Here is a 14,248-nt window from a genome sequence, read left to right on the forward strand (position 1 = left end):
GGAATTGGTCCATCTGTAAGACATGCAGCACCTGCTGCACATGCTGAACAATACTTGTTGTCTACTACTTCTGCTCTTTCTATAGTCTTCATTCTGTACACCCCCATTTCTTAATACAACGTTCTAATTTTTTAGTCTAGATAAACCAAAACAGCTTTGAAAATTCTACATTTTTAGATTACATCAAAAAATGAAATATTTTAAAAAACTGTAATTTATTACAATAATATATTACCTTATATAGTTTTTTTTGTAAATAGTTTTTTGTTTTTATTAATTTATTATTATATTGTAATTGAATTTTATTTTTACTATTAATACCTTTCTCAATGGAGTCAATGAATTTTTAAGTCGAAATATATATTTTTTTGCATATATTAGAAATCATTAAAAAATTCATTTTTTTATATAAATATTAGAATTTACACCTAACTTTTTATATGTAGTTGTTAAGAAATTGCCGAATAGTGATATCTGAAACTTAACAAAAAAATAAACCCAACAGCAAGAAAAAAAACTGCTACTAGGTAAAAATCCGCTTATATTTTGCAATACTTTTAACTCTTATAAATAGAAAAAAGCTAGACATTTCATATTCAAAAATGTCTAGCCTTCTAAGCTCTATATTTGTTAATACTAAACATCTAAATTTAGTATTAACTTAATCTTTAGTTTTAATTCAACTTTGTTTAAAAAAGTGAGACTTTATTTAAAAAGTTGAAACTTTATTTAAAATATTTAGACTTTATTTAAAAACCACAAAAAATTTAGTATTAAATTATTTCTTATTCAACTGTAACTGATTTAGCTAAGTTTCTTGGCTTATCTATATCAAATCCTTTTTCCTTAGCTGTGAAGTAAGATAATAATTGTAAAGATACAACTGCAACTACTGGTGCTACCATGTTTAAGATTCTTGGTATTCTGATAACTTCATCAAATACTGAATCATCTAATTCGTCACCTTCATAAGCAACTCCTATAACGTGAGCTCCTCTTGCCTTAACTTCTACTATATTACTTACCATTTTTTCTCTTAATCTTTCTTGAGTTAATAAAGCTATAACTTTAGTTCCATCTTCAATTAAAGCTATTGGTCCATGCTTAAGTTCTCCACCAGCATATGCTTCTGAGTGAATATAAGTTATTTCTTTAAGCTTTAATGATCCTTCTAAAGCTAATGCAAAGTCTATTCCTCTTCCTAAGTAGAATAAGTCTTTTTCTGTAGCTAATACCTTAGATACTTCTTCAACTTTACCTTCAGTCTTTAAAACTTCTTCTATTTTTTCTGGAAGTAAGTTTAATGCTTCTTCTAATTCCTTTTCTTCTTCAGCTGTTATTGTTCCCATTAACTGTCCAAAGTACATTCCTATTAAGTTCATAACTACAACTTGAGTTGTGTATGCCTTAGTTGAAGCAACTGCTATTTCTGGACCTGCCATTGTGTAAATTACATGGTCAGCTTCTCTTGAAATAGTACTTCCAACAACATTTGTTATTGCTAAAGTTTTAGCTCCAGCCTTCTTACATTGTCTTAAAACTGCAAGAGTATCAGCTGTTTCTCCTGATTGACTTACTGTGATAAGTAAAGTCTTTTCAGTTATTAATGGGTCTCTATATCTAAATTCTGATGCTATATCAACTTCAACTGGAATCTTAGCAAACTTTTCGATTGCTACTTTTCCCATTAAACCTGCATGGTATGCAGTACCACAAGCTACTATATATATTCTATCTATTCCTTGAAGTTCTTCCTTAGTTAATTTAAAATCTTCAAAGTGAACTTTTCCATCTGAAATTTTACCTGTTAAAGTATCTCTTACTGCCTTTGGTTGTTCATGAATTTCCTTCATCATGAAAGAATCATATCCACCCTTTTCTGCTGCATCTGCACTCCAAGTTACATGGTAAACTTCTTTATCTATTTTAGATTTATCACCGTTTAAAATTTCTACTCCGTCATTTGTGATTAATACAAACTCATTATCATTTAAAAGATATACATCTCTTGTATAGCTTATTACAGCTGGAATATCTGATGCTATAAATGTTTCATCTTCTCCAAGTCCTACTATTAATGGGCTGTCTTTTCTTACTGCTACTAATTTATCTGGATCTTCTCCTGCAATAACTCCAATTGCATAACTTCCTTCTAATTTCTTAGTAGCTTCTACAACTGCTTCGAAAAGATCTCCCTTAAAGTAATAATGAATAAGGTTTGGTATTACTTCTGTATCTGTTTGAGATTTAAATTCATATCCTTCACCAATTAAGAATTTTCTAAGTTCAAGATAATTTTCAATAATTCCATTATGAACTACTGTGATACTTCCCTTTGAACTCTTATGTGGATGTGAATTTATATCTGATGGTGCTCCATGAGTTGCCCATCTTGTATGACCTATACCAATGCTTCCATGTACTGGATTCTCATCTAGATCTTCATTAAGATTAGCTAAACGACCTTTATGTTTAACAACAGTAATATCTCCTTTTTCATCTTCAACTGCAACACCTGCTGAATCATATCCTCTATATTCTAGCTTTGATAATCCATCAACTAAAAAAGATGTTGCTTGCTTCTTTCCAAAATATCCAACTATTCCGCACATATTAATCTTCCTTCCTTAATTACGAAAATTTATTCAATTATTGATCCATCCTTAAAACTTTTATCTTAATAAAATATAAATTAAGGTATAATAATGTGAAAATATAAAAGTTTTACAAAGGTTTTAACACCAGACTGAATTTGTACTATAAATCACTTCATAGTTTTGTCAGCCATTTACGGTAGTGCGATACCGTGGGGCACCCGCCGAAGAATTCGATACTCCCCATCCTCGTCAACTTAAGTGAGCCTCCAAATCTATGATTTGGTTAGGCGAACTTACTAAGCTGTGCTTAGTTTCATTTTCCTCTTGCAAATCTATGATTTGGTTAGGCGAACTTACTAAGCTGTGTCTAATTTTCTTTTTCACTTAAGTCCTGGCGCTTTATAATAATTTTTATTTTTAATAAATTAATTTTATTACACCACTTCCTTTTACCTCTATTTTATACCTACACACATTTTATCATATAAAACTTAAATGTCTATATATTAATCCCATTATTTATAATTAATTTTTAACAAATCCCCATCATTTCTCATTTTTTACTTTTAATTTTACTTTTTTACTTATTAATTCATTTTTATATAACAATTGACATTTTTATACTTATTTTGTAAACTGTAACCATATTGAATTTATGGGAGGTGCTTTTTTTTGAGCATTTTTATAAAAGTAAAACCAAAAAGTTTAACTTCAAGATTGGTAGTTCTACTTTCAATTGTATTTTTAGTTCCGTTTATGATAGAGCTTTACATAGTTTCATCACTCACTAGTTCTAAATTTTTAGACGAAAAGGAAAATGATACATACATAGCAACAGAACTTACCTCATCAAACTTATCTAATAGACTAGAGGAGTATAAATCAGTAATAACTACTGCCTCTTTAGATCCAAGAATTAAAAACTTAGATTTTAATTCTTCCGAAGAATATTTAAAAAAATTAGTTTCTTCTGACAGTGATGCATGGTCTCATTTTTTAATAACAGATAGTACTGGTAATCAAATCATACATTCTCAAGGCAAAGAATGTTTAGCAGGATCAATTGCAAACAATGAATCATTTAAACTTGCATGGAATAATGGACATACAGAAATATGTGAACCACTTTTTTCTAAAAGTACAGGTAAAAAAATAATACCAATTAGTGCTCCAATTATAAATGATAATAATGAAAAAGTTGGTGTCCTTATTGGTTATGTAAAATTAGAGCATATATCTGAAATTTTAAACAAAACAAAAATTTCAGATTCAAGCTACTTCTTTATGCTAAACTCTGATGGTACTGTTTCTGGATATCCAAATAAAAGTATAATACTTAATGAAAACTGGCTTACTGCCTCTACTAGTGAAGTAGCAGATTTAGATTCTTCAGATTTTAAACAATTAGTTCAGAAAATGACTTCTGGTGAAACTGGTTATTTAGAAATTAAAATCTATAATAAAAAATATCTAGCCTGTTTTACTCCAATAGGAATTAATAATATGTCTATATGTTCACTAGCCCCTTGTAAGGAAGTATTAGTTAATGTTCATAGAATAGAAAACCTAGTAATATTAGCATTTGTTGTAGTTTTAATAATCGGAATAACTTCATCAATACTTATAGCAAAAAAATCTGCTTCTCCATTACTTTGGATTTCAAAACAATTAAAGCGAATAACTGATGGTGATACTGATATTAGTGAAGAAAAGATTGGATTTGATACTTGTATTGAAATTGAAAATGCCAAAAACTCAACTTTAAAATTAGCTGACACTATTAATTCTATAATGAATCACTTAGATGATAAGTCAAGAACACTTCTTTTATCTACTGAAGATGTAGCAAATAAAACTATTTCTTCAAGTGAAAATATTAATAATATTTCAGCTACTATGGAAGAGTTGTCTGCTGGCATGGAAGAAACTTCAGCTTCAATATCTGAAATGTCTTCTAAATCTAATAATATATCAACTGCTTCTTCAAAAATCGCTTTAAGTTCTGAAAAAGGTTCAGTTTTAGCAAAGAATATTCAAAATCGTGCTGATAACATTAAATCTGCTACTATAAATAAAATAAATACAACTAACGAAATTGTACATACTATTCATAACAAGTTAATTAATTCTATTGAAAATAGTAAGAATGCTGAAAAGATAAATACATTAACTGAAGATATATTAAACATTGCAGATCAAACAAATCTTTTAGCATTAAATGCTTCTATTGAAGCTGCAAGAGCTGGTGAAGCTGGAAAAGGCTTTGCAGTAGTAGCTGAAGAAATAAGAAAACTTGCAGAAGATAGTAAATCTAATGCTAGTAATATCCAAGAAATTAGCCAGTTAGTAATTAAAGCCGTTACTGAACTTGCAAATGATTCTAAGAAAATATTAGAATTTATTGATTCTAAAATTCTTCAAGATTACAATGAATTTTTAGAAAATATTGAAATGTACTCTTCAGATGCTAAAACTATGGATGATATGATGAAACAATTTGCCTTATCAGCTGAAAACTTAAACTCAAATATAGATGAGATATCAGAAAATATAAATGCTATGTCAAAGGTTATTGATGAAAGCACTAACGGTATAACTAGTATAACAGAAAATATTTTTGACATTTCCACATCTATGAATGAGATTAATGACAATATGAAATCTAATAGTAATATTGCAAGTGAATTAGAACAAACTGTTGAAGATTATAGAAAATAATAAAACAAAGAAAGCCCGCATCTAAATTTAGATACTGGCTTTCTTTGTTTATTATCTTATTATTTCAAAAACCCACTTTTGACAATTGTTATTATTGCTACTCCACTGTTGAATATTTGCTCCTGCTTTTTTATCTGCATTAATGATTTCAACCATAGATTTATTATTAGATATTTTAGTAGCTATCTGGAATACTCCATTACCATTATCAATTAATTTAAATTTTTGATTATCTGTTCCTCTATCATCATAAAGACTTATATTAGCTCCATTTGATGCTGAATTTCCGTTAACATCTATAACTCTTTTTTTACCTCCAGCTTGTGAAACTAATTTATAGTATCCATCTCCTGTAGAAACAACCTTAAACCTTTGGGCATCAGCCCCATTACCATTCCATTGTCTAACATTAGTTCCATTAGCATCTTTTCCATCTAATACATCCATGTATAAATTACTATTATAATTCTTAATGTAATAAACTCCACCATCAACTATAGGGTGAGTATAATTTACTCTTTCAAATACCCATTGTTGATTTAAACTACCTTTATAATCGTACTGAATGACACTAGCTCCTTCATTTGAACTATAACCACTAACATCTAAGCATCTTACATCACCTGAAACTCTTGATAATATTACAAACTTTCCAGCCCCAAGGTTCTTTAACTTAAAATCTTGATTAGAGCTTGACCCATTCCCCCATATTTGAATCTGTGCCGAATTACTTGATGAACCTCCTGTAACATCAAGAACTTTTCTTCCATCACCAACTTGTGCTGCAAGTTTTATATAACCACTTTCTGAGCCTCCAACAACCTGCCATATAGTATTATCTCCAGTAGAAGAAGTTTGTACAACTTTAGCTCCACTATCATTGTTTGGTACACTTAAATACTTACTACTGTTAACATTTTTTATTCTATAATATCCACCAACTCCAACATTGGTTTCTGGAGTTTGAGATGGATTAGTTGTTTGAGAACCTGCATAATTTGTCTTTAACCATTCTGATGCATCCATATTAACTTTTCCTACTCCAGAATAAGATTTAATAGTAGACTCAACATTATCTAAAGGTACTACATTATAGCTATAAGATAACTTTTCATTATAATTATAAGTAAAAGTAAAAGGTGAAGTTGGAGTAACTGACTTCTTCATATTATTTACACCATTAATTGAAGAAGACCATGCCCACTTTCCAAGAGTTGATTTATTATTCCAAGTATAGCCTTTTGTAAATAAATTGCTTCCATTATTATCCCAGCTACTTCCTGTGTATGTACCATAGTCATTAGTAACCTTTGAATTAACAATTAAAGCATTATTATAAGCATTAGCAAATAAAGTGTCCCATGGCTTATTCATATTTGCAACATCATCACCCTGACGCTCTGTTCCTACAATAGGTTCATTAACTCCATTAAATACACAAGTATCTGCTCCTATAGATGCACCATTTCTAGCATTAATACATCTTGCTAAATTATCAATATTTAAATTTTTAATTGCACTTACTTTCTTTAAAATATCCATATGTCCTGTATCATCTACAACACAGTTAAACATATGCCCTACCCCTTGACGTATCATTGGTACACGTTGTCCAACATTATTATATTTATAATAAGCAAGAGTTAATCTTAATCTTTGGTTTCCATCTTTATAATCTTTACCATTACTATCAACATAATTAGTAAAGTACTTATCACCTGAACCAACTAAAGAACATTTGCTATGATAAGCTTCAAAGGCCATTATTTGATTTTTAGTTGCTCCGCCTTTTCTCATTTTGTAATACACACTATTTGAGTCAAGCTGACCACTATTATATTTTTGTTCCATATAATTTATTGATTTATAAATTGCACTATCACTTAATGGATTTTCTGTAGTTTCAGCTCCAAATTCACACCAAGAAAAAGTAAGGCCTGATGATCCATTTTCAATATCTACATTTCCATCAGCTGCATTAGTAAATTTACAGTGATCGATCCATACATTATTAGCACCATTTACCTTAATAAATGTCCATCCTACTTCTTTATGTTTTCCTGAATCATCAAACTGCCACATATCATCAAATTTTAAGTTTCTTATAGCAATATCATTTGCTGATGACTGTAATTTAAATTCAGTATGTCTGATTGTTTTTCCACTAGTTGAAAATATCGTTAGTCCATTAGTATTAGAAATGTTTAATTTAGATACCCCCGCCTGTGCAAGTGTTGGATTTGTATATCCATTAGTTGGTTTTTCATATTCAGATAGAAAGCTGTACTTTGATTTTTCACCTGAATCTAAGTTAAGTTCTTTCCATCCTAAGTTTAAATCTTTAGTAATTTCAATAACTTTTACTTTTCCACTTTGTGCTTCTAGAACTGCATTTAAAAATTCTCTTTCACTTCCTACTTTTCGATAGTAAGATGTTCCTACATATTTACTTCTATCACTTACTGAATTATTAACTGATGCAAAGCCTGTAAGTGACATAAAGCTTTTATCATAGTTTTTAATCTGTCTACTTGTATTTGGTATTGAAGCAATTGATGCTGCTTTTACTATCTTTGTTTCACCAAAAAGTGAAAATGAGGTAATAAAAACAGCACCAGCTAAAATACTACTTAGCATTTTTTTGAGTTTCATACCTTTTCTCCTTTAATAATTATTATGTTACTCATTTTCAATGCTACAACTATTATTTTATTTTTTTGCTTTATATGTTTCTATTATAGAAAATTTAGTAATCATTACTTTCTATAATACTATAGTTTTAATACCTTTATTTGAACTTTTAAGCTTATATCATCCTATTTTACGACAATATAGCCCTTAAACAACACAAATATAAGTATTAACCTTTATTTTTTATAACGAACTTTTAACTTATCAATATAACTTTTGTATTTTCCTTTTTGTAAAGCTGGGAATGCCTTAAATATTCTATCGTACCCAATTTTTTGTTTTTCAACAAACTCATTATATTTACCTTTAAGTTTAGCTAATTCTTTCTTTCTCTTTTCTACATCAATTTTTGAAGAAATAGTTTCTTTTACAGAATCAACATTTCCTCTAACAGCCTCTTCTTTTTCCATAGCAAAAAGTACTCCATCTGAAATATTTTCTCCTATTTCATTTGATATTACTTTTATATTATTAGCTAATTCATCTAATACACGAATGCTCTTCTTAAACTTAGAAATTCTTAATACTGTTACTATAAAGTCTACAATAAATGCTACTAAACTTATTGTTAATAGAATTTTTCCTAAAGTTAAAGGAACAGCTTTAAGGAAATCAAATATTAAAGGATGTGCAATATCTACAACTAAAAGACAAGCTATCCCCCATAATAATGAAAATCTAAGACATATATATCCCTTTATGTTAAAGGGTTCATCAGAATAATCCCACCATTTATCATGGAATATCTTTTCTAATACAAAACCAGTAACAAATTCAATTAAACTTGTTAAAAATACTGAACCTATAAATAGCACTAACAAATTATCTTTAAGTGGTTCTAAAGCAACTATAACTGTTAATACTCCAAATCCATATATAGGACAAACAGGTCCATTTAAAAATCCTCTATTAACAAACTCTCCTGTCTTTACTGTGTGATATATTACTTCTGTGCACCAGCCCAAAAATGAATATATACAAAATAACGCTAGTATTTGATAGCATGAATAATGCATATAATCCCACCTTTCTAAAATATTAAAATCTTTATAAATTATATTATCACAAATAATGAAAATCACCAGATATTTAGAATATCTGGCGACTTACTATGAGATTTTCTTTCTCATTTTTTTTCATTTTTTTTATAGCGTATTCTCTTCTCATGGCCTCTCTTTTATCATCAAAAGTCTCAAAATAAACAAGCTTTAGAGGACCTCTTCCTCTAGTATATTTTGCACCTTTTCCTTGACTATGAGCTTCAAAACGCTTTTCTAAATTATTTGTCCATCCTGTGTATAATGAACCATCTCCACATCTAATTATATAAACATAGTTCATTAAACTGCAGCATCTTCCTTCTCAAATTGAGAATTATAAAGGTTATAATAGAATCCTTTCTTAGCTAGTAACTCTTCATGGTTACCTTGTTCAATTATATCTCCATCTTTCATTACTAAAATCATATCTGCATTCTTAATTGTGGATAATCTGTGGGCAATTACGAAACTCGTTCTTCCTTCCATTAAGTTATCCATAGCTTCTTGGATTAATACTTCTGTTCTAGTATCAACAGAACTTGTTGCTTCATCTAGTATTAATATCTTAGGATCAGCTAAAATAGCTCTTGCAATAGTTAATAATTGCTTTTGACCTTGAGATACATTTGATGCTTCTTCATTAAGTTCCATATTATATCCACCAGGTAAAGTCTTAATAAAGTGATGAATACGTGCTGCCTTTGCTGCCTTCTCTATTTCTTCTTGAGTTGCATTAAGCTTACCATACTTAATATTGTCAGCAATAGTTCCATTAAATAACCAAGTTTCTTGAAGAACCATACCAAACATTTCTCTAAGGTCTGATCTATTAAAGTCCTTAATATTATGGTTATCAATCTTAATTGCTCCACTATTAACATCATAGAATCTCATTAATAGCTTAACCATAGTTGTTTTACCAGCTCCAGTAGGTCCAACTATTGCAACCTTTTGACCTGGCTTAACCTTAGTGCTGAAATCATTAATGATTATCTTATCAGGATTGTATCCAAAATGAACATTTTCAAATTGAACACTACTTTCAAGTCCCTTAGTGCTTACTGGATTTTTTGCAAATTGTTCTTCTTCATCTTCTTCTAAGAATTCAAAAACTCTTTCAGCAGCTGCCATAGTTGTTTGTAATAAGTTTGATACTTGTGCAAGTTGTGCTATTGGTTGATTGAAACTTCTTACATATTGAATGAATGATTGAATATCACCAACTTCAATTGAACCCTTAACAGCAAGATATCCACCCATTATTGAAACTCCAACATATCCAAGGTTTCCTACGAAAGTCATAATAGGCATCATCATACCTGATAAAAATTGTGATCTCCAAGCAGAATCATATAACTTATCATTTACTTTATCAAATTCTTCTTTAGATCTCTTTTCTGCATTAAATACTCTAACTATGTTATGGCCACCATAAACTTCTTCTACTTGTCCATTAACGTGACCTAAATATTCTTGTTGTAACTTAAAGTGTTTTTGTGATTTCTTAGCTACTCCTCCAATTAATAATGCTGCAACAGGTAAAACAAGTACAGCGATTAAAGTCATTGGAATACTTATAGAAATCATCATTATTAAAATACCAACTAAAGTTGTTACTGAAGTAATTACCTGAGTTATACTTTGATTTAAACTTTGTCCTAATGTATCTATATCGTTAGTAAATCTTGATAAAACTTCACCATTTGTTCTGCTTTCAAAGTAGTTCATTGGAAGTCTATCTAGCTTATGTTCCATTTCATTTCTAAGGTTGTAACATAGCTTTTGTGAAATACCACTCATAATATAGCTTTGCATAAATTGGAATAATGCACTTATTAAATAAAGTACTAAAATAGTTATTAAAATTTTAGCAACATGATCAAAATCTATACCTGAGCCGCTTCCCGAAACTTTAGCAACTAATCCTCTAAATATTTCAGTAGTAGCCTTACCTAATATCTTTGGTCCTGCTATAGAGAATACAGTACTTACCATTGCAAAAATGATAACTGTTATTACTCCAACTCTGAAAGGTTTCATTTCTTTAAGTAATTTGCGTAATGTTCCTTTAAAGTCCTTAGCTTTTTCTCCATGCATCCTGCCGCCCATTGGACCTCGACCCATTGCCGGTTTCTTATTACTCATTTTCAAGCTCCTCCTTTGAAAGTTGTGATTCAGCAATTTCTTTATAAACTTCACAAGTCTTTAAAAGTTCTTTATGTGTACCCTTACCAACAACTTTACCTTCATCTAGAACTATTATCTGCTCTGCATGTAGAATAGTACTTATTCTTTGAGCAACTATAAGCACTGTACTGTCACCAGTTTCTTTCTTTAATGCCTTTCTTAGAGTTGCATCAGTTTTATAATCAAGGGCAGAAAAACTATCATCGAATATATAAATTTCTGGTTCTTTAGCTACAGCTCTAGCTATTGAAAGTCTTTGCTTTTGACCACCAGATACGTTAGTACCACCTTGAGCTATTGGTGATTCATATTTTTCTGGTTTAGATTCAATAAATTCTGTAGCTTGAGCAATTCTAGCTGCTTTTTCAACTTCTGCTTCTGTGGCATCATTTTTACCATACTTAAGATTTGATTCTATAGTTCCTGAGAATAATATACCTTTTTGAGGTACATAACCTATTCTATCTCTCAAGTCATGTTGAGAAACATCTTTAATATTAACTCCATCAACTAAAATTTCACCTTCAGTTGCATCATAGAAACGAGGTATTAAATTGATTAAAGTAGATTTTCCTGAACCAGTACTTCCTATAAATGCAGTAGTTTCTCCTGGTTTTGCTGTAAATGAAACATTTTCAATAACATTTTCATCTCCATCAGGATATTTAAATGAAACATTCTTAAATTCAACATAGCCCTTCTTAGCATCTATAAACTTCTTAGGAGAATCAGTATCTTTAATAACTACATCAGTATCTAAAACTTCATTAACACGTCCTGCTGATACTGCAGCTCTTGGAAGTAATATAGAAATCATAGAAAGCATTAAGAATGCCATTATTATTTGCATTGCATATTGAATAAAAGCCATCATATCCCCAACTTGCATGCTTCCTGCATCTACTGCTTTTCCACCGTTCCATACAATAAGTACTGTTATACCATTCATTATAAGCATCATTGTAGGCATCATTCCAGCCATTACTCTATTAACAAAAAGATTTGTCTTAGTTAAATCTTTATTAGCAACTTCAAATCTTTCATATTCATGTTTTTGTGTACTAAATGCTCTAATTACAGGAATACCAGTTACTATTTCACGAGTAACAAGGTTTAATCTATCAACATATTTTTGTATAACCTTAAACTTAGGCATTACTGCAGAGAATAATACAAGAATAACTGCAAATATTACTACTACTGCTAAAGCTATTATCCATGACATTGAAACATCTGTCTGGAATACTTTATATACACCACCAATACCTAATATTGGAGCATATATTACTATTTTCAAGAAAATAACAATAAACATTTGTATCTGCTGAATATCATTTGTACTACGTGTAATTAAAGAAGCTGTAGAGAATTTTTCCATTTCTTCATTGGAAAACTGTAGCACCTTTCCAAATAATTGTCCTCTAAGATTTCTAGCAATCTTAGCTGCAACTCTTGCACCTATATATCCAACAACTACTGCTGCTGCCATACTTACAAGGGCTATTCCTATCATTTTAGCACCAATTGTTAATATATATGTTATCTGCATAGCGTCAGTATCAATACCAATTGTTTTATATTCAGCCTTAACATAACTTGTTGCAGCTTGAATAATCATACTATCTGGCATATCTTTAAATTTTTCATTAATTTCAGAAAATTGCTTTTCAAACTGTTCTTGTGGCATCATTGAAATTGCCTTAAACATTTGAGCACTATTTTCTTGTGCTTCTAAAGTTGAAACAATTACTATAGGTTTACTAATTATTTGATTTAAATCATTTCTCTTTGCAGTATCTAAGTCATTCAACTCATACAAAGGTTCATTTGCTAAATCTTGATATTCTTCTTCAAGATCTTTAAGTTCATCTGGAGTTAATGTATTTTTACTTAATAAAGTATAATCATCTAAGATTTCATTCTTATCCTCCGGACTTACAAACAGCAAAATTTTATTTAATTCAGATTCTCTTATTACGGTTGGTACTGCATCTTCTACTCCTCCTTGTTGTATCCCAACATTGACTATACTTGACGTATAATCTGGAAGAGAAAGGTCGCAAAAAGCTTGTACAATCAGTAATGCTATTATTACTAATACTGCCCCAACTGACCCTTTTAAATACTTAATCAATTTAAACATCTAGTTTTTCCTCCTGTTTTAATTTTTCCCCTTAATATGGCAAAAAAGTTTTGCATCTGGCATTAGTTCTAAAAAATTATCTTGAATTTGCAGAAGAACTCTTCTTAAAATGATTTTTTCTTCAACAGTTAGGTTTTTAAACATTTCTTCTTCTATTTGCTCCCAAATCAATCTAACTTTATGATATTCTCCTTCTCCCTTTTCTGTTATGAAAATTCTAGTGGTTCTCTGGTCCTTTTTATCTTGTTCTTTTTTGACAAGTCCAGTTTTCTCCATTCTTTTTATCATTACATTCAAAGTTGCTGGCTTTATCCCCATAGAATCAGCAAGCTTTTTCTGAGTCTGACCATTAGAAAAGTGAAGTGCTACTAAAAGGCTTCCTTGTCCATGATGAACTTCTGTTTTTTCAATAAGACTATGGCTTCTCAAAAAATGAAGTCTTGCAACTTGAAGAAATAGCTTCTGTAATGATTGCTCTTTTTCCAAATATATTTTCCTTCTTTTATTTAGTCGACTAACTAATATATTACTCCTATTTATATTATAAATCAATATTCTCATATATTTATTAATATAATTTTAATTTTATTTAATTTCCCCCTATTTTTTAATTAGCCATCTAAATATTTTAATCCTTTTCATTTACTATATTTATTATTTTTCTATGTCCAAAATATATAACATGAAATTTTAACTAGTTTTTCATAATCAAACTAACATTATAAGATTCAAATAATATACTTAAAATCATTAAAAAAAGCTATTATACTAGCACTCTAAAATGTACCCTATAGAATAGACAATATAAAAAAAGTCTATCCTATAGGGTACTTTTCTGTATAATTAAATAAAAGAAAGTTAGGAGATATATA

Annotated in this window: 8 protein-coding genes; 1 reads left to right on the forward strand and 7 read right to left on the reverse strand. The window is 29.6% G+C overall.

Annotated features, from left to right (window positions below; genetic code table 11):
• Window positions 1-785: 785 nt before the first annotated feature.
• The gene (glmS, locus tag BM384_RS10260; RefSeq protein WP_090013410.1) at window positions 786-2,612 is read right to left on the reverse strand and encodes a glutamine--fructose-6-phosphate transaminase (isomerizing); all 1,827 of its coding nucleotides are present in this window, start codon (window positions 2,610-2,612) and stop codon (window positions 786-788) included.
• A gap of 657 nt (window positions 2,613-3,269) precedes the next feature.
• Between glmS and BM384_RS10265 the strand changes: the two genes are divergently transcribed.
• Complete coding sequence (locus BM384_RS10265; RefSeq protein ID WP_090013411.1) at window positions 3,270-5,315, forward strand: methyl-accepting chemotaxis protein; 2,046 nt, start codon at window positions 3,270-3,272, stop codon at window positions 5,313-5,315.
• Between the two features lie 51 nt (window positions 5,316-5,366).
• On the opposite strand, the gene BM384_RS10270 is transcribed toward BM384_RS10265, so the two are convergent.
• From BM384_RS10270 to BM384_RS10295, 6 genes are all read right to left on the reverse strand, one after another.
• Window positions 5,367-7,967 carry an RICIN domain-containing protein gene (locus tag BM384_RS10270; RefSeq protein ID WP_090013413.1) on the reverse strand — a complete coding sequence of 867 codons (2,601 nt, stop codon included), beginning with the start codon at window positions 7,965-7,967 and terminating at the stop codon, window positions 5,367-5,369.
• 215 nt (window positions 7,968-8,182) lie between these two features.
• Window positions 8,183-9,022, reverse strand: a complete 840-nt coding sequence (locus BM384_RS10275; RefSeq protein ID WP_090013414.1) for a putative ABC transporter permease — start codon at window positions 9,020-9,022, stop codon at window positions 8,183-8,185.
• Between the two features lie 73 nt (window positions 9,023-9,095).
• Window positions 9,096-9,347, reverse strand: a complete 252-nt coding sequence (locus tag BM384_RS10280; RefSeq protein WP_090013417.1) for a GIY-YIG nuclease family protein — start codon at window positions 9,345-9,347, stop codon at window positions 9,096-9,098.
• Window positions 9,347-11,191 carry an ABC transporter ATP-binding protein gene (locus tag BM384_RS10285; protein WP_242946008.1) on the reverse strand — a complete coding sequence of 615 codons (1,845 nt, stop codon included), beginning with the start codon at window positions 11,189-11,191 and terminating at the stop codon, window positions 9,347-9,349. Before BM384_RS10285 ends, BM384_RS10280 begins: the two co-directional genes overlap by 1 nt.
• Window positions 11,184-13,376, reverse strand: a complete 2,193-nt coding sequence (locus BM384_RS10290) for an ABC transporter ATP-binding protein (protein ID WP_090013418.1) — start codon at window positions 13,374-13,376, stop codon at window positions 11,184-11,186. Before BM384_RS10290 ends, BM384_RS10285 begins: the two co-directional genes overlap by 8 nt.
• A gap of 18 nt (window positions 13,377-13,394) precedes the next feature.
• Window positions 13,395-13,862: a MarR family winged helix-turn-helix transcriptional regulator gene (locus BM384_RS10295; RefSeq protein WP_242946009.1), complete on the reverse strand. Its 468-nt coding sequence runs from the start codon at window positions 13,860-13,862 to the stop codon at window positions 13,395-13,397.
• Between the last annotated feature and the right edge of the window lie 386 nt (window positions 13,863-14,248).

The organism is Clostridium sp. DSM 8431 (assembly GCF_900116755.1).
Taxonomy (GTDB): Bacteria; Bacillota; Clostridia; order Clostridiales; family Clostridiaceae; genus Clostridium.